Source organism: Leucobacter sp. HNU (genome assembly GCF_047946755.1).
Lineage (GTDB): Bacteria > Actinomycetota > Actinomycetes > Actinomycetales > Microbacteriaceae > Leucobacter.
The window spans coordinates 2,221,612-2,244,333 of sequence record NZ_CP178837.1; the positions used below are offsets into that span (position 1 = coordinate 2,221,612).

Annotated in this window: 19 protein-coding genes, 1 tRNA gene and 1 pseudogene; 5 read left to right on the plus strand and 16 right to left on the minus strand. The window is 70.5% G+C overall.

Annotated features, from left to right (window positions below; translation table 11 throughout):
- Positions 1-40: 40 nt before the first annotated feature.
- Positions 41-3,877 (minus strand): choice-of-anchor G family protein, encoded by a 3,837-nt coding sequence (locus AB3K78_RS10950; protein WP_416443162.1) that lies wholly within the window; start codon positions 3,875-3,877, stop codon positions 41-43.
- Between the two features lie 434 nt (positions 3,878-4,311).
- Between AB3K78_RS10950 and AB3K78_RS10955 the strand changes: the two genes are divergently transcribed.
- Together AB3K78_RS10955 and AB3K78_RS10960 are read left to right on the plus strand one after the other, a co-directional pair.
- Complete coding sequence (locus AB3K78_RS10955; protein WP_416443164.1) at positions 4,312-6,687, plus strand: helix-turn-helix transcriptional regulator; 2,376 nt, start codon at positions 4,312-4,314, stop codon at positions 6,685-6,687.
- Between the two features lie 10 nt (positions 6,688-6,697).
- Positions 6,698-6,788, plus strand: a tRNA-Ser gene (locus AB3K78_RS10960).
- A gap of 78 nt (positions 6,789-6,866) precedes the next feature.
- Here AB3K78_RS10960 and AB3K78_RS10965 read toward each other — a convergent pair.
- Positions 6,867-7,022 carry a hypothetical protein gene (locus AB3K78_RS10965; protein ID WP_416443166.1) on the minus strand — a complete coding sequence of 52 codons (156 nt, stop codon included), beginning with the start codon at positions 7,020-7,022 and terminating at the stop codon, positions 6,867-6,869.
- A gap of 421 nt (positions 7,023-7,443) precedes the next feature.
- Here AB3K78_RS10965 and AB3K78_RS10970 point away from each other — a divergent pair, with 421 nt between their 5' ends.
- Positions 7,444-7,578 (plus strand): hypothetical protein, encoded by a 135-nt coding sequence (locus tag AB3K78_RS10970; protein ID WP_416443168.1) that lies wholly within the window; start codon positions 7,444-7,446, stop codon positions 7,576-7,578.
- Positions 7,579-8,444: 866 nt separating this feature from the next.
- On the opposite strand, the gene AB3K78_RS10975 is transcribed toward AB3K78_RS10970, so the two are convergent.
- The 10 genes and pseudogenes from AB3K78_RS10975 to AB3K78_RS11020 form a co-directional block, all read right to left on the minus strand.
- A complete protein-coding gene (locus AB3K78_RS10975) occupies positions 8,445-9,467 on the minus strand; it encodes a Gfo/Idh/MocA family protein (RefSeq protein ID WP_416443170.1) in 1,023 nt (340 codons plus the stop codon).
- Entirely contained in the window at positions 9,464-10,474 is a 1,011-nt protein-coding gene (locus AB3K78_RS10980; RefSeq protein WP_416443172.1) for a Gfo/Idh/MocA family protein, read from the minus strand. Before AB3K78_RS10980 ends, AB3K78_RS10975 begins: the two co-directional genes overlap by 4 nt.
- A 24-nt stretch (positions 10,475-10,498) precedes the next feature.
- Positions 10,499-11,371: a carbohydrate ABC transporter permease gene (locus tag AB3K78_RS10985; protein WP_416443174.1), complete on the minus strand. Its 873-nt coding sequence runs from the start codon at positions 11,369-11,371 to the stop codon at positions 10,499-10,501.
- The gene (locus tag AB3K78_RS10990) at positions 11,364-12,329 is read right to left on the minus strand and encodes a carbohydrate ABC transporter permease (RefSeq protein ID WP_416443176.1); all 966 of its coding nucleotides are present in this window, start codon (positions 12,327-12,329) and stop codon (positions 11,364-11,366) included. The genes AB3K78_RS10985 and AB3K78_RS10990 overlap by 8 nt, the downstream gene beginning before the upstream one ends.
- Entirely contained in the window at positions 12,326-13,597 is a 1,272-nt protein-coding gene (locus AB3K78_RS10995) for an ABC transporter substrate-binding protein (protein ID WP_416443178.1), read from the minus strand. Before AB3K78_RS10995 ends, AB3K78_RS10990 begins: the two co-directional genes overlap by 4 nt.
- A gap of 59 nt (positions 13,598-13,656) precedes the next feature.
- Positions 13,657-14,841 (minus strand): Gfo/Idh/MocA family protein, encoded by a 1,185-nt coding sequence (locus AB3K78_RS11000; RefSeq protein ID WP_416443180.1) that lies wholly within the window; start codon positions 14,839-14,841, stop codon positions 13,657-13,659.
- The gene (locus AB3K78_RS11005; RefSeq protein WP_416443182.1) at positions 14,838-16,064 is read right to left on the minus strand and encodes an ROK family transcriptional regulator; all 1,227 of its coding nucleotides are present in this window, start codon (positions 16,062-16,064) and stop codon (positions 14,838-14,840) included. Before AB3K78_RS11005 ends, AB3K78_RS11000 begins: the two co-directional genes overlap by 4 nt.
- Before the next feature lie 142 nt (positions 16,065-16,206).
- Positions 16,207-16,620, minus strand: a complete 414-nt coding sequence (locus AB3K78_RS11010) for a fluoride efflux transporter FluC (RefSeq protein ID WP_416443184.1) — start codon at positions 16,618-16,620, stop codon at positions 16,207-16,209.
- A 49-nt stretch (positions 16,621-16,669) separates the two neighbouring features.
- A pseudogene (locus AB3K78_RS11015) lies at positions 16,670-17,158 on the minus strand (fluoride efflux transporter FluC); the annotation flags it as partial.
- The gene (locus AB3K78_RS11020; protein ID WP_416443186.1) at positions 17,080-17,682 is read right to left on the minus strand and encodes a purine-nucleoside phosphorylase; all 603 of its coding nucleotides are present in this window, start codon (positions 17,680-17,682) and stop codon (positions 17,080-17,082) included. The pseudogene AB3K78_RS11015 and the gene AB3K78_RS11020, both read right to left, overlap by 79 nt.
- Before the next feature lie 358 nt (positions 17,683-18,040).
- On the opposite strand from AB3K78_RS11020, the gene AB3K78_RS11025 reads away from it, so the two are divergent.
- Entirely contained in the window at positions 18,041-18,337 is a 297-nt protein-coding gene (locus AB3K78_RS11025; RefSeq protein WP_416443188.1) for a hypothetical protein, read from the plus strand.
- A gap of 163 nt (positions 18,338-18,500) precedes the next feature.
- Complete coding sequence (locus AB3K78_RS11030; RefSeq protein ID WP_416443190.1) at positions 18,501-18,992, plus strand: S-ribosylhomocysteine lyase; 492 nt, start codon at positions 18,501-18,503, stop codon at positions 18,990-18,992.
- Here AB3K78_RS11030 and AB3K78_RS11035 read toward each other — a convergent pair.
- The 4 genes from AB3K78_RS11035 to AB3K78_RS11050 all read right to left on the minus strand — a co-directional run bounded on the left by AB3K78_RS11035 (position 18,989) and on the right by AB3K78_RS11050 (position 22,708).
- Positions 18,989-20,059: a CPBP family intramembrane glutamic endopeptidase gene (locus AB3K78_RS11035; RefSeq protein WP_416443192.1), complete on the minus strand. Its 1,071-nt coding sequence runs from the start codon at positions 20,057-20,059 to the stop codon at positions 18,989-18,991. The two genes, AB3K78_RS11030 and AB3K78_RS11035, sit on opposite strands and share 4 nt — an antisense overlap.
- 148 nt (positions 20,060-20,207) lie before the next feature.
- On the minus strand, positions 20,208-21,293 hold the full coding sequence (locus tag AB3K78_RS11040) for a DUF1648 domain-containing protein (protein ID WP_416443194.1): 1,086 nt from the start codon (positions 21,291-21,293) through the stop codon (positions 20,208-20,210).
- A 58-nt stretch (positions 21,294-21,351) separates the two neighbouring features.
- Positions 21,352-21,681: a GntR family transcriptional regulator gene (locus tag AB3K78_RS11045; protein WP_416443196.1), complete on the minus strand. Its 330-nt coding sequence runs from the start codon at positions 21,679-21,681 to the stop codon at positions 21,352-21,354.
- Positions 21,682-21,754: 73 nt separating this feature from the next.
- The gene (locus AB3K78_RS11050; RefSeq protein ID WP_416443198.1) at positions 21,755-22,708 is read right to left on the minus strand and encodes an endonuclease domain-containing protein; all 954 of its coding nucleotides are present in this window, start codon (positions 22,706-22,708) and stop codon (positions 21,755-21,757) included.
- Between the last annotated feature and the right edge of the window lie 14 nt (positions 22,709-22,722).

Here is a 22,722-nt window from a genome sequence, read left to right on the forward strand (position 1 = left end):
ATTCGCGTGTTGGCTGCCAGCGCGACCGAGATATATCTGATTACAGAATGCTCCGTTCACGGCGCCGCACGCGGAGCACCAGGATTCCGGCGATCAGCAGCATCGTCGCAGCAGCGATCCCGAGCGGCAGCAGGTCGACGCCGCCGGTGGTGGCGAGACCGCCGCCCTTCGCGCCCCCGCCGTTGGCGTTGGCGTTCTGGGAGGCCGAAGCGCTCGCGGCGGTGTCCGCCGCCTGCGCGTTCGCCGAAGCGCTGGCGCTCGAGGTCGCGCTGGCGGCGCTCGTCGCGGTGCCGTTCAGGCTGCCCCTCGCATCGGTGTTCGTGGTCGCGCTCGCCGCGTTCACGTTCGCCGAAGCATCCGTGGTCGCCGTCGCCTCGGCGGCGTTCACGTTCGCCGAGGCATCCGTGTTCGTCGTCGCGGTGGCCGCGTTCACGTTCGCCGAAGCATCCGTGGTCGCCGCCGCCTCGGCCGCACGCGCCGCCGCCGAAGCGTCGGTGTTGGTGCTGGCGTTCGGGCTCGCGGTGGCCGACGCGTCAGCCGTGCCGGTCGGGTTCGCCGACGCGTTCGCCGACGCATCCGACGAGGACGTCGCATCCGCCGCGACCGAGGCCGCAGCCTGAGCCGCCGAAGACGCATCCGCACTCGCCGCAGCCTGAGCCGCAGCAGTCGCATCAGCAGCCGCCGCCGAGGAAGCGGTCGAATCGGCCGAAGCCGTCGCCGCCGCCTGCGCCGCAGCGTTCGCGGTCGAGGTCGCATCCGTCGAAGCGTTCGTCGAAGCGGTCGAGGTCGCCGCAGCCTGAGCCGCAGTGGTCGCCGACGCATCCGCAGCCGCCGAAGCGGTCGAGGTCGCGTCCGCCAGAGCCGCGGCAGTCGCCGCCGCCTGCGCCGAAGCGTTGCTGTTGTCGTCCGCGTTCGCCGACGCCGCAGCCGAAGCCGAAGCGTTCACGTTCGCATCCGCGGTCGCCGACGCGGTCGGGTTCGCCGAAGCCGACGCGTCAGCCGTGCCGGTCGGGTTCGCCGACGCGTTCGCCGACGCATCCGACGAGGACGTCGCATCCGCCGCGACCGAGGCCGCAGCCTGAGCCGCCGAAGACGCATCCGCACTCGCCGCAGCCTGAGCCGCAGCAGTCGCATCAGCAGCCGCCGCCGAGGAAGCGGTCGAATCGGCCGAAGCCGTCGCCGCCGCCTGCGCCGCAGCGTTCGCGGTCGAGGTCGCATCCGTCGAAGCGTTCGTCGAAGCGGTCGCGGTCGCCGCAGCCTGAGCCGCAGTGGTCGCCGACGCATCCGCAGCCGCCGAAGCGGTCGAGGTCGCGTCCGCCAGAGCCGCGGCAGTCGCCGCCGCCTGCGCCGAAGCGTTGCTGTTGTCGTCCGCGTTCGCCGACGCCGCAGCCGAAGCCGAAGCGTTCACGTTCGCATCCGCGGTCGCCGACGCGGTCGGGCTCGCGGTGGCCGACGCGTCAGCCGTGCCGGTCGGGTTCGCCGACGCGTTCGCCGACGCATCCGACGAGGACGTCGCATCCGCCGCGACCGAGGCCGCAGCCTGAGCCGCCGAAGACGCATCCGCACTCGCCGCAGCCTGAGCCGCAGCAGTCGCATCAGCAGCCGCCGCCGAGGAAGCGGTCGAATCGGCCGAAGCCGTCGCCGCCGCCTGCGCCGCAGCGTTCGCGGTCGAGGTCGCATCCGTCGAAGCGTTCGTCGAAGCGGTCGCGGTCGCCGCAGCCTGAGCCGCAGTGGTCGCCGACGCATCCGCAGCCGCCGAAGCGGTCGAGGTCGCGTCCGCCAGAGCCGCGGCAGTCGCCGCCGCCTGCGCCGAAGCGTTGCTGTTGTCGTCCGCGTTCGCCGACGCCGCAGCCGAAGCCGAAGCGTTCACGTTCGCATCCGCTGCGGCGGTCGCGGAAGCGTCCGTCGTGGCGTTGGCGGTCGCCTCAGCGGTGACCTGCACGGTGGCGGTGGCCTGCTGCGCGCTCGTCGCGCCGACGGCGGTGAACTGCAGCGCGCCGACGGGCTGGGACGCGGGCACGTTCCACGTGGTGCTGAACGTGCCGTCGGCCCCGCTGGTCACCGGGAAGGGCGTACCGCCCGCGGGCGTGATGTTCACCGTCTCCGCGTTGCCGAACCCGGTGCCCGCGAGGGTCACCGTGCCGCCCTGGGGAACCGATGCCGGCGTCGCCGTGAGGGTCGCCGCGGGTGCCGCAGCGGCCGACTTGACGGTCGAGGATCCGAGCTGGAGCTTGACCGCCCCGTCTCCGAGGCCCGGAAGCGCCGTCGCGGAGAACGCCCGGACGGTGAAGCTCCCGGCACCGAGGTCGCCGGTCGCGGGCTGATCGTTGATCCGCAGGGTCACGAGCGCATCGAGGATCTGCTTCAGCGGCTGGCCGCCGTTTCCGAGCAGCCCGGTGAGCAGCGGCTGGAGCGCCGCGTTCAGCGCCGGAACGAGTGCGGCGGTCGCGGTCGTCACCACCGTGTCCAGCGGCCCGCCGAGGCTTCCGATGACCGGATTCAGGATCGGGGTGACCGCGCTCAGGAGCCCGCCGAGGACGCCCGTGTCGGCGATCTTCAGCTCGGCCTTCGTGAAGCCGGGCACGTTCAGCAGGCCGCCGATCGTGGCCGGGTTCCCTGCCGTGTCCTGCAGCGAGATCGTCGTGTTCGCGGCCGGGAACCCCAGGAGCGAGACGCCGAGGTTCAGCTTGAGGTTGACGTTCAGGCCGTAGATGCCCTGCTGGATGAGGTTCTTGGCCTTCGTCGTCAGCGAGTTCGGCCCGGTTCCGGTCAGCGCGTTGGTCACCCCCGAGGCGATCTGCGCGATCACCGTGTCCGACAGCACGTCCGTGTTGGCGGGCAGGGTGTTCAGGCTCTGGCCGGCGTACGGACCTTCCGGACCGACCAGCAGCTTGGCCAGATCGACGTGGATGGTGCCGGTCGACAGGTCGACGTTGATGGAGGCATCCGACCCGTCGGCGGTGGTTCCGTTGTTGATGCCGCTCTGCAGCAGCTCCGCGCGGACGCTGCTCACCAGGCTCGAGGTATCGATGCCGAAGCTGTCGAGCGAAGCGTTGAGGCCTCCGACGAGGGGGACGTTCACCGCGTCGAGGGAGTTCACCAGGCCGGTCACGACGGTGCTCAGCGCACCTCCGGAGCCGGTGAGGCCGTTGATCGAGGTGCCGGCCTGGCCGACCACGCCGTCGACGGCGTCCACGGCCTGGCCGATGACCTTGCTGTGCAGGTCGAGTCCTGCATCGGCCAGCATGTACTGGGAATCGGGCTGGCCGAGGTTGCTCTCGACGTGCGAGCCGAGCGCGCCGATGTCCACCGACGCCTGGTCGAGGATCTCATCGGTGACGCCAGCGGTCAGGACCTGCGTCAGCGCTGCCGACAGGTCGAGTTTCGCGGGCTTGTAGCCCGGCTGGGTGGAAGCGTTCAGGTTGAGCGCGCCCTGGTCGGTGATCAGGCCCGCGGACGCGACCGACTTGGTGCTCGACGGCGAGGCCCCGTAGCTCTCGATCGCGCCGAGGCTGCCGAGCTCGAGCAGACCGCCCGCTCCCGGGTTCGCCGGGTCCTTCAGGAGCGGCACGGTCACCGTCCCCAGATCGACGTTCAGCGCGCCGAGCAGCGACACGTTGAGCGGGTCGCGATTCGCGCCGGGATCGGTCGGGAACTGGGACTGGGAGCTCGCTCCTCCGACCAGGTCGAGCCCGAGCGCGCCGACCCAGAGGCCGTGCGCGTGCGAAGCGGAGTCCGCATTGATGGTCACCGGATCGGCGTTCGCCGCGGTGGCGACTCCGATGCTCGGGGCGAGGACCGTGGCGGCAGCGGTCAGCAGAGCGATGCTCCGCGCCTTCCGTCTGCCGACGTCACGTCGTCGGTGTTGCGTAGTCAAGTGTTCCCCCAAACGCTTGCTGGTGGTGGTCGATGAGCTCCGGTCCACGTGCTGCACGCAGCAGGCAATCCGGGCACTCGCCGCGAGCGTAACCAGCGCACCCAGAGAACTCCCAGGGTTCTCCGTGGAACTGAGATCGGTACTGCCATACGGCCACAAGCGTCGCGGGATACGGATCCTGCGCACGTTTCCTACTGAGATCGAGAGGCGGAACGCCCGAGAGACATGACATATGACTCTGAATGTTTTGGCGTACCCCGCAGAGAGATGGCTAGGCTGCTGCTCATACCGTCGATGGCGGGGTATGCGGCTGGGGGAACGGTCCGCACGAATATTGGTGATCTCGGGAGATGTGAACCATGGTGGATCGGCTCTTTCAGCTGCGCACAGGAATAACGGACGCGATACTCGCGGAGTTCGAGCGGCAATCGCTCGTGCTCCTTCTCGGGGAGACCGGGCTCGGCCACAGCCACGAGCTCCGAGCGGTCCAGGAGCGCCTGGGCTCATCGATCGGCCGCAGCGAGCTCATCGACTGCGCTGCGCCGGGGACCGGCGAGCGCGTCCGCTCCGTGCAGCCCCACCGGGTCCTCCTGCTGGATCGCCTCGAACGCGCCGACGTCGACACGCTCCGAGCGCTCAAGGGATTCATCGAAGCCGGAGGACACGCCATCGGGGCCCTCGAGATCAGCGAGCTGCGAAGCGGCTACCTCGACGCCCTCGACGCGCTCATCGAGGAGGACCCGAGCACCCTCGCTTCGCTCGAGAACGCTGCGAGGATCCGCCTCGAGCCGTTCCGACCCGAGCAGATCGCGGAACTGATCCACCGGCACGCCCGGCGTCCGCTCGACTCCGCGACCTTCGCGGCGATCCAGCGCCTCTCGCTCGGACGCCCGTACTGGGCCCTCGACCTGCTCACGATATCCGAGGCCGGGCAACTCGTCCCCGGTCCCCGGCCGAGCATCCGTCACGACCGGCTGCACGAACTGAATCTGCCGGCGATGCAGGCCGCCGCTCGGCTCGCCCACGGGCTCAGCCCCGAGACGCTGGCGGCAGCCGCGGTACTCGCCGAACTCGACCCGATCGACCCGGACTCCGCCGAGGACCTGGCCGGAGGCGACCTGCTCCGGGAACTCACCGACCGGGGCATCGCGATGCAGTTCTGCGACTCCGACCTGCTCCACGTCCCGGAGTTCGTCGCGGTCTCGCTGCGCAGCACCGTGCCCGGGCCCGAGCTCGAACAGACGAGACAGCGCTTCACCGAGGGACTCCTCAGCCTGGAGATGCTCGGCCTCCCGCTCTCCGACCGCGATGCGGAGTTCTGCGCGCGCACCCCGCTGTCCGGCGAGATCTCTCGAGCCGCCCAGGCCGCCGTGCTGCACCGGGTGCTCGAACAGCGGCTGGTCTTCGGCGTCGACGGCCTCACCCGGGCGCTGTTCCTCCGCGCCGGCGCACTCGGCCGCCCGCTCGAGACGCAGACGCGCATCCGCGCGCTCGCTGGACTCAAGGGAGCGCCGACCGGCCTCTCGGCGCTGATCGAGACCGACATCCCCGAGGAACCCGTCCGTCGCCTCGCCCACCTCAACGCCTGGGCGGTCCTGAGCGCGGAGGCCGGAGTCGACACCGGCGAAGCGCACGCCTTCGCGCAGTTCACGCCCGCCGGTTCGGCGGAGGCGACGACCGCACTCGTCCTGCGCAGACTCAACGACGCCGAACCGCTCGGCACCGACCGCGCAGCGATCATGGCCTGCGCGGCCTCGCACCCGCTCCCCGAGGTCGCCTGCGCGGCAGGTGTCCTGCACGCGCTCGACGCCGCTCCGCGCGGCGCCTCCCCGATCCGCTCGCTCTCGGCAGCGGCGCGCACGCTCGCCGGGCGCATGGGCCTCCCCGAATCCCGCGCCCTCCATCATCTGCACGGCTCGATCCTGCTCGGCTGGGCGCTCAACGCGCTCTTCACCGACACGCTGCGGGAGAACGTCGAGGGCCTCCACCGAGTCGCGGAGCGGCTGCCGGCCGGCAGTTCGCACGCCGTCTGGCTGGATCACCTCGAAGCGGCCGCCCGCGCGCTGTCCGCGGGAGACGTCGATCACGCGCTGCTCGAGTGGCAGCGCATGGAGCAGCGCCTGCCGATGTTCCTCCCCAAACGACTCACCCACACCATCGCGCTCATCTCCCGCGCGCTCACGGCCGAGAAGCATCGCGATCGCAACGCCCCGCCGAACGTCGCGAGCACCTTCACCGGAATGATCGGGTACCTCTCAGGCCATCTCGGCTCGCTCGATCCGTCCGCCGTGCACATCGAGACGGAGGAGCAGCCGGCGCCGCTGGTGGCGATCGCGGCGGCGCACCGTCGCGCGTTCGACCAGCAGAACCCGATGGAGCTGCTCAAGATCGCCGAGCACCTCTGCGAGAACGAGCACTGGGCCGCCGCCGAGAACGCGGCGAACGCCGCACGACGGATCCAGCTGAAGCGCCGGGCCTCCGGTGCGGTCGGACGCTGCGACCGGCTGCTCGAGCGCATCGACGCCGCGATCACGCTCGCGCTGCCGTGGCGGGCGCAGACCGAGACACCGCGTCCGGTCCCGCAATCCGCCCGCACCCCGCTGACCGCGCGCGAGCGCACGGCTGCCGAGTTCGCAGCCCAGGGGCTCGCCAACCGCGAGATCGCCGAGCGCATGGGCTGCGGAGTCCGCACGGTGGAGTCTCACATCGCCCAGGCTCGCGCCAAGCTCGGTGCGGCGAACCGCAGCGAACTGGTCGAGCGACTCGCGCAGGAACACTCCGATTTCACATTCAGCGCCCGTATCCCCTAAGCTCTTTCTCGGTGACGTGTCCGAGCGGCCGAAGGTGCAACTCTCGAAAAGTTGTGTAGGGTAACCCCCTACCGTGGGTTCAAATCCCACCGTCACCGCCACCGAAAACCCCCGCAGATCCCTGGGAAACATTGGGATCGCGGGGGTTTTCTTCGTTTCTGGAACACCCGGTCCGCCGGCTACTCCCTTGCCGTGTCGGCTCGCGAAGCGCGTCGACGGGCGAAGAGGAGCGCCGCGCCGCCGAAGCCCGCGAACAAGATCACGAGGGCTGAACCGCCGGCGATCGGTGCGCCCGCGCCGGTCAGCGCGAGATGACCTGAGTCCTGCTGGGACACGGGTGCCGGCTGCGCGGAGCCCGGCCGCGGCAGGGGTTTCGGTGCCTGGCCGCCGGTGTTTCCACCACCGGTGTTCCCGCCACCGGGGTTCGTGGTCGTCCGGAAGCAGCTCGCCGGGATCGACACCCGATCACCGCTCAGCACGGTCCCTTCAGGCCGCGAGAGCGTGGGCGACACCTCGGCTGCCCCGATGGCGCTCGTGGCGCTCCCGCGGTGCAGCGAGACCGCCGGCCCCATCGGACCTGCCGGGCCGGTCGGGCCCGGAGGCCCCATCGGCCCCGGATCACCGACCTCACCGGGAGGACCGCTCGGCCCCGGGGTTCCGTCCGCGCCCGGGGTTCCGGCCTCGCCTGTCGGTCCTTCGGGACCGGGAGGACCGCTCGGTCCCGGTTCGCCCGGCGCCCCGTCGGGACCGACGACGGTGACCGTGCACTCGGCCGCGAAGTTCGCGCAGGATGCACCGGCATCGACTGCAGCGACGAGTTCGCCGACCGTGCGGGCGACCACGGAGCGCTCGCCGGAACTCGCCGGGGTGTACAACCCGTTCGAAGCCTGAGCCGTGCGGGGAGGTCCGGGCGGGCCTTCCGGCCCCTGCGGGCCCTGCGGCCCCTGGGGTCCTTGGGGTCCGTCTTCACCGTAGGGTCCCGATTCGCCCTGGGCGCCGGGCTGCCCGTCTGCCCCCTGGGGCCCTGTCGGCCCCGCGGGGCCGACAGGGCCGGTTGGACCCGCCGGCCCGGCGGGGCCGGGAGCTCCGGGAACCAGGATCACGCAGATCTCGGGAACGTCCGAGCAACTCGGCGAGGCGTCCGCGGCGGCGGCCTGGACCGTCCCCGTGAACACCGCCGGGATCCAGTCGGGACCGGGGGGACCCTGCGGTCCCGGTTCACCGGCGGGTCCCGGAGGCCCTTCCGGGCCCGGCTGCCCCTTGGGACCCTCCGGGCCGCCCGGGCCGTCCTCGCCGTCGAGCCCGGCCGGGCCCTGTGGGCCTTGGGCGCCCTGAGGACCGCTCGGACCCTGAGCGCCCGGTGCGCCCGGTGCGCCCGCCGGCGCCTCGGGTGCGATGCAGCTCTGCGGTGCCGGCGCCGCACTCGCAGGCGCGACGCCGAACAGCACGACTCCGATGCTCGACACGAAAACGGCTGCCGCGAGGATCCCGGCCGGAGAGGACCGAGGGGTGGATGACACAGGTTTCACCCGCCCCGCGAGTGGTCCACCCGCTCGATTCTGAGTGGGTTCGCGCCTGCGCTGCGTGTGCATGGTCACTCCTTGGCATCGGTGACGGACTCGTCACCGGCTCGGTGGGAAGCCGGTGAGGCCACGCTAGGTTCCTGGGAGCGAACTGAGGAGAATGCGGCAGAAATGACCCCCGTTGGGGGGTCGGAGCGCGTCGATCTCCGCGGGCGGACCCGACGCGCTCCCCGCTCACCCGAGCCGCACCGCCTCGCCGCTCGCGACGGATCGGCGCGCGGCGTCGACGATCTCGAGCGTGCGCAGCCCCACCGCCCCATCGGGTCGCGGTGGGCGCCCCGAGCGGACGGCGTCGAGGAACTCGTCGAGCATCGCCGCGTCGAGGTTGTCGCCCGTGGCCGCCCAGACCGGCCCGTCGACCGCGATCCCGGCGACGTGCTGCGCGAACGGGTCGATCGTGACGCTGCCGCGCGTCCCGATCACCTGCAGGGTGAGGCCGCCCCAGGTGGGTCCGTTCTCGGGCATGCTCCAGGTGCAGTCGATGCTCGCGATGATCCCGCCCGGGTAGCTCGCGGTCACGAGCCCTCCGGTCTCGACCGGGGAACCGGAGTGGATCTTGCGGTTCGCGACCGCGTACACGGTCTCGGGTCGCGCCCCCAACAGCTCGTCGAGGAGGTCGGCGCAGTGGACGACGTGGTCGACGAGCGCGCCTCCGCCGGCCAGCTCGGGATCGGTGAACCAGGCTCGATCGGACGGCAGCTTGCCGTTGTTGGTGCCGCGCACCGCGAGGATCGTGCCGAGTTGCCCCGAGCGGACTCGCTGCACCAGGTCGGCGAAGGCCGGGGCGAATCGCACCGGATACGCGGTCATGAGCGCGAGCCCGGCCCGCTCGGTCGCCGCGAGCATGGCCCGCGCATCGTCGACGGTGGCCGCGAGCGGCTTCTCGCAGAGCACGTGTGCGCCGTGCGCGGCGGCGAGCTCGACGAGCTCCCGGTGCCGCGAGTTCTCGGCCGTCACGATCACTGCGTCCGGCCCCCAGGCCATGGCCTCCGCATAGCCGTCGACGTAGTCGACGCTCAGCGCGGCCGCGAGCTCGGCGCCGCGGGAAGCGTCGTCCGGCGCTGACGCGCCATCCGGGTCGGTGGCGATGAGCTCGACGTCGGTGCGCTCGCGGAGCGCCTCGCAGTAACTGATGGCGTGGGTGTGCGCGAACGACAGCACCGCGATCCGGAGCGGCCTTCCCGATTCGGTGTTCATCGTGCGTGCTCCGTCTCGATCGGGTCGAGGGCCACCTCGACCGGCTGTCCGGTGATGAGGGACGCGGCCGCCGCCTCGGCGAGCTGCACCGCGCGCACGCCGTCGACCGGCGTCACCGCGGCGTCCTCGCCCGAAGCGATCGCGCCGACGAACGCCCGCAGCTCGGCGGTATAGGGGCTGACGGCATTCGTCTGCGGGGGCAGGTATCCCCCGCTCGCTGCAGAGCCCGGCAACTCGATGCGGCTCGGGCTGTGCGCGGTCGAATCGATCGACAGGGTGCCGAGGCTGCCCGCGAGATCCGCGCTCGTGCGGAACTGGAGACCGGGCGGCCCCCAGGTCCCCTGCACGTGCGACACGGCTCCGCTCGCGTGGGTGAGCACGACGTGCGCCGTGACGGCATCGGGCGCGACGGCGTCCGCCGCGGGCGCGCTGCGCACCGCGTACACGCGGACGACGTCGCCCGCGATCCAGAGCGCCTGGTCCAGGTCGTGGATCATCTGGTCCCGGATGATCCCGCCGCCCTCGGCCTCGACGTGGAACCAGGACCCCGTGCGGGGCGCTTCTCCCCCGCGCAGGAACCGCAGCACGGCGGGTTCGCCGATGCGTCCGGCCACGAGCTGCTCGCGCATGGCGACGTAGTCGGGGAAGAACCGCACGACGTGCGCCGGGAAGAGGCGCACGCCGGCCTCGCGGGCCGCCACGACGATCTCGCGCGCCTCCGCCGCGGTGCCGGCGAGCGGCTTCTCGCAGATCACGTGCTTGCCAGCCCGGATCGCGGCGTGCGCGAGCGGGCCGTGGCTCGTGGTCGAGGTCACGATGTCGACGAGGTCGCAGGCGGACAGCAGGGAATCGAGGTCGGGCGCGACCGCGAAGCCGTACTCCGCCGCGAGCGCGTCGGCGCCCTCATGGGAGAACACGGTCACGTCGGCATCGAGCGCCAGCCATCCGTCGGCGTGCACGCGCGAGATTCCGCCGGCCCCGATGAGGCCGACACGAAGGGGTTTCACTGCAGGAGCGCCTTTCTTCGGAGGTTACTTCATGCCCGAGAACGCGATGCCGTCGATCACGCGCCGCTGCATGGAGAGGAACAGGATGAGCACGGGCGCCATGGCGAGCAGGCTGGCCGCGAGCAGGAGCGGGTAGTCGGGGATCGACCGTTGACTGGTCAGGGTGGCGATGCCCGGGGCGAGCGGCATCTGCGTCGCGTCCGTGGCGACGATGAGCGGCCAGAGCAGATCGTTCCAGGACGCCAGCACCGTGATGATGGCGAGCGCCGACAGGCCGGGCTTCGCGAGCGGCAGCATGATCTTCCAGAAGATCTGGAAGTGGTTCGCGCCGTCGAGCCGCGCGGCCTCCGAGAGCTCCTCCGGCAACCCCAGGAAGAACTGTCGCATCATGAAGGTGCCGAACGCGCTGAAGATGCCCGGCGCCGCGATACCCGCGATGGTGTTGAGCCAACCGAGCCCCTGGACGATCTGGTACTGCGGCAGCAGGTACACCTGCGGCGGCACCATGAGGATCGCGAGCACGATCGCGAAGATCGTGCGTTTGAACGGGAACTCGAGCCGGGCGAACGCGTACCCCGCCATGGAGCACAGCAGCAGCTGTCCGACCGTGCGGATCGTCGTGACGGCGGCCGACACCCAGAGCTGGTTGAGGAACGGCAACTGGTCGAAGACATGTGCGAAGTTCTCGAAGTGGAGTTCGCCGGGCCAGAACGTCGGCGGGACCGAGGTCACCTGCGCGTTCGTCGCGAGCGACATGAGGATCTGCCACAGGAACGGGAAGATCATGGTCAGGGAGGCAAGGATCAGGACCGCGTGGGTCACGCCGTTGCCGACGCGGAGCCGCTTGCCCGCCGCTCGCTGCCGGATCGAGAGCGCGGTCGTCTGCGTGTCAGTCATAGGTCACCCACCGCTTCTGCATCCGGAACTGGAGCATCGTGAACACGCCGACGAGCAGCAGGATCGCCACGCCGACCGCGGCCGCGTAGCCGTTGTCTCCGGCTTGCTGGTGCGCGAAGAAGAGGTAGACGAGCGACTGCGTCTGGTTGATCGCCGGATTCTGCGTGCCCATGAGCGCATAGAGCAGGTCGAAGACCTGGAATCCGGTGATGACGGTCATGACGGAGACGAAGAAGATGGAGGGGCTGAGGAGCGGCACCGTGATGGAGAAGAACTGCCGGGTGCGGCTCGCGCCGTCGAGGGTCGAGGCCTCGTACATCTCGGGCGGGATCCCGCGCATGCCCGCGGAGAGCACGATGAGGTTGAAGCCGAGCGAGATCCACATACCGACGAGCCCCACCGACAGCAGGGCGAACCACTCGGTGCTGAGCCAGTTGGGTCCCGTGATGCCGACGAGGGACAGCGTGTAGTTGATGATGCCGAAGTCGCCGTTGAAGATGATCCGCCACACCATCGCCACCGCCGCCGGCATCGCGACGTAGGGCAGGAAGAACGCCGTGCGGTAGACCGACGCGAAGCGGAGCCCCGGCCGGTTGATGAGCGCTGCGAACAGCACCGCGAGCGGGATCCCGAGCAGCAGGATGCCGACGTAGATCAGCGTGTTGACGATGGCGCGCCAGAACTCGGGGTCGCCGAGCATCGTCTCGTAGTTGTCGAGACCGGTCCAGGTGGCCCCTCCGAACGCGCCCCACGTGGTGAAGCTGAAGTAGGCGTTGCGGAAGATCGGCCAGATGTAGAAGACGAGGACGCCGAAGAGCAGCGGGCCGACGAAGAGGAGCGCCCAGAGAGCGCTCCGAAGCCTGGCCCGAGGGCGCGGATCCGAGGATCCGCGCCGCCCGGAACGGGGTGCGGCCGCCTGCGCGGCGACCGCACCCGGAGCAGATGCGAGACCGGTCACTTCTGCTCTTTCGCCAACGCCGTGTTCATCTCGGCGGCGAGCTTCTTCGCCACGTCGGGCACCGGCTGCTCACCGCTGAAGGCGGCGGGCAGCAGATCGTTCTCGAGCTTGTTCCAGGCCGCCGTGTTCTTCGAGATCGGGTACGGGAAGGCGTACTCGGTCGCCGCGCTCTCGAAGATGTTCAGGTCCCAGGGCGCCGAGTCCACGAAGGCCTGCTGGGTGCCGTTGAAGGCCGGGTTCGCGGCGCCCATCTTCGCCTGGGTCTCGGCGGCCTGCTTGCTGCCCAGGTAGTTCTGGAACGCGAGCGCCGCGGCCTTGTTCTTCGAGCCCTTCGCGACCGCGTTCGCGAGACCGTGGATCACGGTCGCCCGGCGCTCGCCCTTCGGCAGCGGGGCGACCGCGATGGAGCCCTTGACCTGGGAGCCGAGGAACTCGGAGTTCGACCAGGTGCCCGACCAGATCATCGCCGACTTGCCGTTGATGAACCACTGGTCCTGCGGGGTGTCCGAGAGCTGCGACGGGGTGGGCGACGAGCCGTCGGCGACGAGATCTCGCACGAACTGCAGCCCCGCGATCGACTTCGGGTCGTCGTAGCCCGACTTCTTGCCGTCCTCGGAGATGATGCTGCCGCCGGCCTGCAGGATCGAGTTGTAGTAGACCTCCTGGCCGCCGTTGAGCCCGCTCGCGACGCCGTAGATCCCCTTGGCCTTCAGCTTGTCGGAGATCGCCTTGGCCTTCTGGTGGAACTCGTCCCACGTCCAATCGGCAGTCGGGTACGCGACACCCGCCTCGTCGAAGATCGCCTTGTTGTAGTAGACGGCGATCGTGTCGAAGTCCTTCGGGACGCCGTACTGGGTGCCGTCCCACGAGTAGAGGTCGTTGAGCGCCTTCGGATAGTCCGCCGGCTTCAGGTCCTTGCTCATCGGCTCGAGCATGTCGTTGGAGGCATACAACTGGAAGTTCGGCCCGTTGAGCCAGAACACGTCGGGCAGCGTGTTCGAACTGCCCTGGGTCTGCAGCTTGGTGAAGTAGTTGGCGTACGGGGTGATCTGGGTCTTGACCCGGATGTTCGGGAACTCCTTGTTGAAGTCCTTGATCAGCGCTTCCATCGCCGGCTTCTGGTTGACGTCCCAGAAGGCGTACGAGATCTCGGCCTTCAGCTTGTGGTCGCTGGTCGCTTCCGACGCGCCGCCTCCGGAGGCGCAGCCCGACAGGGCGAGCGCGGACACGGCGAGCGCCCCGGCGAACGCGAGGGTCTTCTTCTTCATGGATTCTCCTTTGAATACAGGGGTCTGACAGTGATCGGTTGCGGAGCGGTCCCGGCTGCTCAGAGCCGCGCGGCGATGCTCGGATCCACCGGTCGCACCGGGTGCGGTGCACCGCCCGCGCGAATCGACTCGGTCGCGGCGACCGCGGTGGCCACCGCATTGCGGGCGGCGACCGCCGAGGTCGTGGTGGCGATCCCGTCGCGCACGAAGGCGAGGAACTCGGCGACGGTGAGCCGGTCGGCATCGTCGTGGCCGCCCTCGTCGCCGCGAACGGGGTACTCGGCGTCGCCGTGCTCGGCGTACAGCGTGCGCCGGTTCCAGACCCGCACGACCGCGCCGTCCCCGTCGCCGAAGTTCTCGAGGCGCCCGGCGGTGCCGATCACGGTGTAGTTGCGCCAGTAGTCGGGCGTGTAGTGGCACTGCTGATAGGAGGCGAGCACGCCGTTGTCGAGCCGCATCGTGATCATCGAGAGGTCCTCTACGTCGATGACGGGGTTGAGCTCGGTCTGGCTCAGCGGAGGCCAGGAGTCGAGCGAGAACCACTCGGGCATGGTGCGATCGGAGTTGTCGCGACGATCCTCGATGCCTCCGTAGAGCGTGAGCCCGCCGAGCCCCGTGACCAGTTCGGACGTGCCGCCCGCGAGCCAATGGATCACGTCGATGTCGTGGGCGCCCTTCTGCAGCAGCAGCCCGTTCGCCCGGGACCGGTCGGCGTGCCAGTCCTTGAAGTAGTAGTCGCCGCCGTTGCCGACGAAGTGCCGGCACCAGATCGCCTTCACCTGGCCGATCTCGCCGCGGAGGATGATGTCGCGCATGGTGCGCACGACCGCCATGTGCCGCATGTTGTGGCCGACGTAGAGCCGGGTGCCGCTCTCCGCGGCTGCGGCGAGGATCGCGTCGGCATCGGCGACCTCGATCGCGAGCGGCTTCTCGAGGTAGACGGCGATCCCGGCGTGCAGCAGGGCGACCGCGATCTCGGCGTGCGTGTCATCGGGCGAGGTGACGAAGGCCGCGTCAACGTCCAGGCCCGATGCGGACGCCGCGATCAGCTCGCCGTGGGACTCGAACGCGGAATCGCATTCGAACGCTTCGGCGGCGCGCAGGCGGGCGTTCGATCCCGGATCGACCACCGCGACGATGCGGGCGGCGCCGGAACCGAGCGCGTGTCGAGCGATCGCCGACCGGGCGCCCGCGCCCACGACGGCGAGGCGGAGTTCGCTCCCCGGTTCCCGATTCGCGCTCACGCGAGATCTCCTCTCGAGCCCGCGCTCGTGCGCGCCACCACGGCCCGCACCTGGGCCAGGTCGATGCCGGGATGCGCGGCGGGTTCGCTCGGGTGCCTGATCTCGGCCGCGCGCTGCGCCGCGAGCGAGAGCGCGCCGAGCGCGACCGACTCCGCACCCAGTTGGGAGGGCACGATCTCGGGTTCGACCGGCAGGGTGATCTCGGCGTTGACGGCACGACGCAGCGGCCCGAGGAGCTCCTCGCCGGCCAGCGAGAGGCCTCCGCCGACGATCACCAGATCGGGATCCACCGCCATTGTGACGATCGCGACGCCGACCGCGAGACCCTGCGCGAAGCGCACGATCTCCTCGCTGGCCGCGCGATCGCCGGCCGCCGCCGCGCGGAAGACCTGCTCACCGGATTCCGCACTGCTCCAGCGGAGCTTGCCCGTGCTGTCGACCTGGGAGGAGAACGCGAAACCGCCCAGCCCGATCTCGCCCGCCACTGAGTGCTTGCCCCGCCGGATCTTGCCGTCGATGATGAGGCCGAGGGAGACCCGGTGGCCGGCGAACACGTACGCCACGTCGTCGACGTGGCGCGCCGCGCCCAGGCGGAACTCGGCGAGTGCCGCGAGCCGGATATCGTTCTCGACCACTGCCGCGCAGCCGAACTCGCCGCTCAGCAGTCCGGCGAGATCGACGCCCTCCCACTCCGGGAAGTTGTGGGAGACCAGGATCCGGCCACCGGGGTCGACGACGCCCGAGACCGCGAGCGCCAGGCAGGAGTGGCGGAGCAGCCGATCCGGATGGACGCCTGCGCCGCGGAGCGCCGCGCGGACGGTCGAGATGACGAGGGCGATGCGCTCGTCGCCGTCGATGCCGAGCGCGCTCTCCGTCTCGTGCCACCCGATGACGCGACCGTCGAGCTCTGCGAGCACGACGCGCAGACGGTGGATGCCGACGTCGACTCCGACGAGGAGGCCGGCGTCCGCGCTGAACTCGAAGAACCGGGCGGGGCGCCCGGCTCGGCGCTCGCCGGTTTCGGCGTCCTCGACGACGCGTGCGAGACCGGCCTCTCGCAGTCGGCCCAGTTCCGCGTCGACGGTCGGTCGGGACAGCCCCGTGCGCTCGGCGATCTGCGTCACACTGGCTCGCCCGCTCTCGAGGAGGGCCGCTGCGACGCGCGCGTTCACCGCGCTCGGCAGGGCACCGCCTCCCGGGGCATCGCTCGCGTTGGGTGTCATCGGGACCTCGCCGTCCGAATTAAGAAAGTTGCTTTCGTAATGTGATCGCAAGTAGACCACGCCACCTCGGAGCGTGTCAAGACGCCCCTCGCCCGGGGCGGCTCCCGCAGCGGTCCGACCCCCGGCCCGACAGCGGGAGGGCTCAGACGAGGATCGCGGGAGCCCAGAATCCGGCGGCCGCCGCCAGGGACGACAGCACGGCGGTGCCGCCCGCGTAGCCGAGGGCCGCGTTCCACCGGCGCGCCGCGATCAGGCGGGCCGCATCCACGCTCGCGGTCGAGAACGTCGTGTAGCCGCCGAGGAAGCCGGTGCCGAGGATCGCGAACCACTCGGGCGGCAGCGTCTGCGGCCCTCCGGCGAGACCGGCGAGGGCGGCGAGCGCGCCGAGCACCAGCGAGCCGGACACGTTGATGAGCAGGGTCGCCCAGGGGAAGCCGCGGGAGCCGGACCGCTCCCGCCGGCGCAGCAGCGGCTGCATCGCCCAGTCGAACGAGAACCGCGCGACCGCGCCGATCCCACCGGCGAGCGCGACGCCCAGCAGCAGGAGCGGGGTCACGCCTCCCCCTCCGGGGGCGCAGTCGACCGCCGATCAGGATCCCGAGCGTCGAGGCGCCGATACCGAGCAGCACCGAGAGCACCAGATACCCGGTCCCGAGCCACGGTCGTCCTCCGTGGACGAGCTCGACCGCGCCGAGCGCGAGGGTGCTGTAGGTCGTGAAGCCGCCCATCACTCCGGTGCCGAGCAGCAGACGCAGGTCGGCGATGGCGACCGGTTCGGGCACGGGGCGCAGCAGCGCCTCGAGCAGGACCCCGAGGAGCAGCGCCCCGACGACGTTGATGAGCAGGATCGCCAGCGGGAACCCGCCCGGTTTGGGCATCGCGGCATCGAGCGCCGCCCGCGCCGCGGTGCCGACTGCACCGCCGACGAAGACGAGCAGCAGTGCACGGATCCTCACGGCGGCCTCCTTCGTTCTGCTCGTCCTGCGGGTCAGCGTCGCCGCAGGGTTCTCTCGCCTCAGGCGAAGAGTTCGGGGAGCTCCGCCTCGGCGAACGCGCGCAGCTGCTCGCTCTTGCGGAACACGATCGTGTCCCACTCCTCGTCCGTGGTGGAGCTGTCGGCGAAGTCCGACGGGACCTTCAGGATCACGAGTTCCAGGTCGAAGCGCGCGCAGAGCGCGGCGATCGCGTAGCTCTCCATGTCGACGAGCTCGGCGCCGAGCCCGGCGATGCGAGTGCGCTGGGCGTCGTCCTGGACGAAGACATCGCCCGTCGCCACCGTCAGCCGCGGTGCGAAGACCGGGCCGCGGGGCTCGATCGTCGGCGAGGGCAGAGAGAAGTCGTGCTGCTTCACGGCGCCGATCTGGTAGACCGTGTCGAGGTCGGGGCCGTCGTCGACGACGCCCGCGGTGCCGAGCACGACGACGCGCGACACGGATCCGCCGCGGCTCGCCAGCTCTCCCGCGAGCGACACCGCGGCGTTCACCTTGCCCACGCCGGTGACGAGGTGCGGAACATCGCTGAACGCGGAGGCCTCGTCGCGGTGCGCGAAGACCAGGAGGGTGGGTTCGGTGGTCGCCGTTCGCTGCGGCGATTCCGCCGTGGACTCTCCGTGATGCATGCCGCCCTTTCCGCGCGTTCCTGCGATTTTCCACGCGGATCGAGGCCGCGCACGGGCCGAGTCTAGCAATTCTCGAACTTTTCGGTTATGCTGACGGACTGAGCTTGCGCAGCCGCATGCCGCGTCCACCCGCCGCCACACCTGGCCGGTGTCGACACCGGCTCGCTCCCGGCCGCAGCGCTCCATTCCACCAGGATCCACGGATCCGCTCCGGAGGCGTTCGCACGAACGTCCCGATCCCTCCGATCGTTCGCGTTCGCGTTCGATCACGCACCGCGTTCCCGCCGCCCGGCGAGGATCGCTCGGCGCCGCGCCGCGAACCGCGAGCGGCCGCCGCACACACAGAAAGGACAGCACCATGCAGCACACTCTGCACGCCAGCGATGTCGCGACGCGCCGCTTTGCACCGGTCGCTCCCGTCGCGCAGGCTCCGCGCACTCCGTACCACGCCCTGGGCACCGATTCCGCTCCTCGGATCCCGGCCTGGGCCGAGCGCCGTTCGGTGTACCGCGGCTCCGGTCGCACGCTCTACCTCGTGGAGACGAAGAATCTCGACGCTGCGGGCAACGACCTGCAGCGGCTCTCGGCCGATGGCTGGGACGTTCGCGTCGAGCGTTCGGCAGGTTCGGCTCGGGTCGCGCTGATGGCGGCCTGACGGGGATGACGGTGCGGGCGCGAACGCGCTCGCACCGTCATCCGCGGTCACGCGGACCCGTTTCCCGGCGGTGCGGCGTAGCGTGGGTTCGAAAGAACCCCGTTGCGCCGCACCGCCGTTTCGCATCCTGTTTCGGTGCGGCGTTCGAACCCGAGGAGGAGCCGTGGGCGAAGTCGAGCTGGCCGAGGTGGAGAGCTTCGCGCTCGATCACACGAAGGTGCGGGCGCCGTACGTGCGCCTCATCGGGGTGGAGAACGGCCCGAAGGGCGATGCGATCTCGAACTTCGATATCCGTCTGGTGCAGCCGAACGAGGGCGAGATCCCGACCGCCGGGCTGCACACGATCGAGCACACGATCGCGGGCCTGCTGCGGACGCGACTGGACGGGGTGATCGATATTTCTCCGTTCGGGTGCCGCACCGGTTTCCACCTGATCGTGTGGGGCGAACCGAGCACTGCGGACGTCGCGAGCGCGATCAAGGCCTCGCTCGCCGACATCGCCGAGCGCGTCACCTGGGACGATGTTCCGGGGACGGATGCGGTGAGCTGCGGAAACTACCGCGATCACAGCCTGCACTCGGCCCGCGAGTGGTCCCGCGCGGTGCTCGAGCAGGGCATCAGCGTCGACGCGTTCGACCGTTCCGTGCTCGCCTAGCCCTGCTCGCCGTTCGGCAGAGATGGCGGCTTCGGCGGCTGGGCCGGCTCAGCGAGGTGAGTTGAATCGGTGCGCCGAGCCGGTGCGGCTGGCGGGACCGCTGAGGGCACCGGTGGGTGCGCGGCTCCGGGAACGCGTCGGGGCGAGAGCTCCGGCTGCGTGCGGAGCTGCCCGGAGACTCCGAGGATGAGCGCGATCAGACCGAGCACGATCCAGCCCGCGGCGCCGAGCGGGCTGACGAGCGCCGGGTCGAGCGGCGCGCCGGACGCCGCAAGCAGCATGAAGGTCGCGCCCGAAGCGTTCAGCGCGCCGTGTCCGAACACCGCGGGCCAGACCGAACCGCTGCGCAGGCGGAGCCACCCGAAGAGCACGCCCCAGGCGACGCAGCCGAGCACCATGAACGCGACGCCGGTCCAGTCGGTGCGGCCGAAGTTGTACCCCAGCAGAATCAGGGGCGAGTGCCAGAGGCCCCAGACCACTCCGGTCCCGATGAGCGCCGGCCAGGTGCCGAGCGGCCGCAGCGCGGGCAGCAGCCAGCCGCGCCAGCCGATCTCCTCGCCGAAAGCGAGGATCGCGTTGAACAGTGCCCCGAAGGGCATGGAGATCAACTGGATCGCCACGAGCACCGGGATCGGAGGAAGCGCCTCGATGGGGTTCCCGGTCGGGAGCGCCGCACGAACGGTGTCGGCGTAAGCGGAGAACCCGACGAGGTCGAGCCGCAGCCAGCCGAACGCCGCGGCGACGCCGACGGTGGCGAGTGCCAGCAGAATCGGCAGGAACACCGCCGCGACGGTGAACCACACGACCCGCTTCGCCGGCCGCAGCGGCCACATGCCGAGGAATCGCGGGAACCCGCCTCGATCTTCGGGAGCGACACCGCGTCGCCGCTCTCGACGTCGCGCGGGCGCGCCCAGGAGCCGCACCGTCAGCACAGCGATACCCGGAGTGAACATGGTGGCGGAGGCCAACAGGATGAACAGCGTCGGGAACGCGGGGGCCGTCGGATCCATGGTCCAGAGCGGGAGGCAGACGAGCCAGGCCAGGCCGAACGACACCACGACGAACACGGCGACCGATCCCCAGGGGACGGCGGGCGTACTTCGCCGACCGGCGGCTCCGATGTGCGGTTCCGGAGGCCGAGCCTCACCCGTGGCGGAGGCTTCGCCCCCGCTCCCCCGGCGGGCGTCGCCGGGAAACCCTGGGCATGCGGAGTATTCATCGCGAGTCCTTTCCTTCGCGGCGAGCCCGGCGAGCCGCCTCAGCGAGCACGGCTGCACCGGTCTCGGCGTCGTCGACGGTGATACCGAAGATGCTGCCGCTGCGACGGGTGACGACGATCCCCGGGCCTGTGCGCAGGACGATACCGAACCGTCCCGGCATCCACCGGAACCCCCATCCCCCGAACTCGCCGAGGGGATTGATCTCGGAAGCCGCCACGCGGTCGATGTCTGCCGCGTGCACGCGCACGACCGGCCACCCGAGCACCGATCGTGCTTCCAAGCCCGCCGCGTCGATGCGCACGCGGAAACCGACGGTCGTCACGATCAGTACGCCCACCAGCGCTCCCACCAGGGCGAGGCCCCACCATCCCGGGAACTGCGCGACGAGGCTCCCGACGCCGAGGATCAGCATGAGGACGACCATGATCCCTGCGAACCATCGATAGCCCGCGTTCGGCAGAGAGCGACCGATCCAGACGGCTCGCTCGTGCTCGGACAGCGGAAGCGGCTCGCTGTCGTCTGAGGCCGGCGCTGCGACCGTGACCCGGGGTTGCACGAACCACCCCAGCACTCCGGCAGCGACGCCCGAGAGCAGAGCGATCACCATCGGAGCGGCGACGGTGCCTACCGTACGGGCGTCCGCGACATCGAGCTGGATCTGCACCAGCCCGACGATGAGCACCGAGGTGAACACGATCGTCGCCGCCCCGAAGGCGGCGAGGAACCGCGAGGCGCTCGACCACACGGGGAACCCCGTCCCCCGCCCGCGGGGGATGAGCAGGATCACGGCGAAGATGAGCGTCATGCAGACCCCGGTGATGGCGAAGAACAGGATGTTGCTCCAGGGGCCGGAGAAGCCGTCTGGTCCGTCGCTGCCGCTCCAGTGCGTAGCGATCGGATCGGGCAGGCGCGGGATCCAGAGCATCTGCAGGAGCACGCCCAGCGCCACCATGATGAGCGGCGCCCAGACGCCGACCCACAGCGCGGCGCGGCGCGCACGTGCGGCATCGGAGGAGAGCGCTTCGCGCATCGCGCCCGGTGCGTGCGAGGGGTCCGGGACGCCGGTCGGGTCTGTCGTCATCGGGAGCTCCTGTCCGGTTCGGGTACGGCTTCGTCACGGTGCTGCGCGGGGTCGGTGATCATCGCGGCAAGCGTGCTCGGCGCGACCCCCATAGCGCGGGCGCGGGCCACCAGGACCGCGACGTCGGCATACAGGGCGACCAGCTTGGGAGCGGCCTCCGTGACCACCGCGCCGCGCCCCTGCGGAGGTCGACGAGGCCCTCGTCTCGGAGCTCCTGATAGGCGTGGAGCACTGTGTGCGCATTGATACCGAGGCCCGCTGCGATCTCGCGGGCCGGTGGAAGCAGTTGCCCGGCGAAGACGTGCTGCGCGGCGATCGACCCACGAATGGAGTCGGCGATCTGCGCGTAGATGGGCCGCTCGCTCGCGGCATCGATCCGGACCAGCATGCGCACCCCCTGATGACAAAAATTATAGCCGAATATGAACTTTTACCGATATCGCAATCCGATTTTCTTGGGATCAGCTCGACAGGAGCGCGGCCTCCAGGAGGGCAGGGGCCTGAACCCGGCCGAGCTTCTGCGCGAGCCGAGCGATCAGACGCCCGCGGGCACCGGCCTCGAACAGGTCGATGGAATGCGCGCGGATCACCGTCCAGCCGGCGTCCCGCGCCCGATCGAGCCGCCGGTTGTCGCGCAGGTACTGCGCGCGGCTCGTGCGGTGCTGCTCTCCGTCGTACTCGAGGATGACCCTCCACTCGACGCAGACCAGGTCGAAGCGGCCGATGACGCCCGCGCCGTCGCTGACTTCGACCTGGAAGTCGAAGTACCCGGCCAGTCCGTACGCTTCGAGCAGCAGCCGGAGCAGCGTCTCCATGCGTGACTCCGCGCCGACGCGAGCGAGGCCGAGCGCTCGTCTGAGCCGCCGCGCACCGCGCCCGGTGAAGGTCGCTGCGCCTGCACGGAGCCCGTCGAGATCGGCAAGCGCCCAGAGGAGTCCCCCGGTACGCCGCTGCCTGACGGCATGATCTACCGCCACGACCAGTTCGATGAGCGGGAGTTCTGCGGCAGACTGTCGCAGCGCCCGTTCGATGGGAACCACCGGGACCGGCGGGAGGCCGGCATCCGGCATGATCCACGGGCGAATCTCGGTCGGCTCGATCCAGACCGCCTCGAAGCCGTCCGAGGAGACATGGCCGGTCACGTCTGCTGCCCTTCGCGCACGCGCCGGCGAAGGAACGGTCAGATGCACCGGCGGATCTGCATTGGTGTGTATCGGGCATGCGAACAGCCGCAGAGCGGTCGAATGACTGAAGGCTTCCCCGTGTCGCAACACCGGCACGAAGGACAGCACCCGCATGATCCACTGGTCTTCGCGTGTCTGTAGTTCGAGCGATGCCTTCGCGTCCGCGGAGAGCCAGTGAGCACCGTACGGCGTTGGCGCGAACCGCCGGTGCCAGAGCACCCGATCGCTCACGCCGGAGACCCGCG

Excerpts from the sequence above, each read along its gene's own strand:
- AB3K78_RS11040 (WP_416443194.1), bottom strand. The coding sequence starts at position 21,293 with ATGACGACAGACCCGACCGGCGTCCCGGACCCCTCGCACGCACCGGGC.
- AB3K78_RS10975 (WP_416443170.1), bottom strand. The coding sequence starts at position 9,467 with ATGAACACCGAATCGGGAAGGCCGCTCCGGATCGCGGTGCTGTCGTTC.
- AB3K78_RS11025 (WP_416443188.1), top strand. The coding sequence starts at position 18,041 with ATGCAGCACACTCTGCACGCCAGCGATGTCGCGACGCGCCGCTTTGCA.
- AB3K78_RS10995 (WP_416443178.1), bottom strand. The coding sequence starts at position 13,597 with ATGAAGAAGAAGACCCTCGCGTTCGCCGGGGCGCTCGCCGTGTCCGCG.
- AB3K78_RS11020 (WP_416443186.1), bottom strand. The coding sequence starts at position 17,682 with ATGCATCACGGAGAGTCCACGGCGGAATCGCCGCAGCGAACGGCGACC.
- AB3K78_RS11045 (WP_416443196.1), bottom strand. The coding sequence starts at position 21,681 with ATGCTGGTCCGGATCGATGCCGCGAGCGAGCGGCCCATCTACGCGCAG.
- AB3K78_RS11005 (WP_416443182.1), bottom strand. The coding sequence starts at position 16,064 with ATGACACCCAACGCGAGCGATGCCCCGGGAGGCGGTGCCCTGCCGAGC.
- AB3K78_RS10985 (WP_416443174.1), bottom strand. The coding sequence starts at position 11,371 with ATGACTGACACGCAGACGACCGCGCTCTCGATCCGGCAGCGAGCGGCG.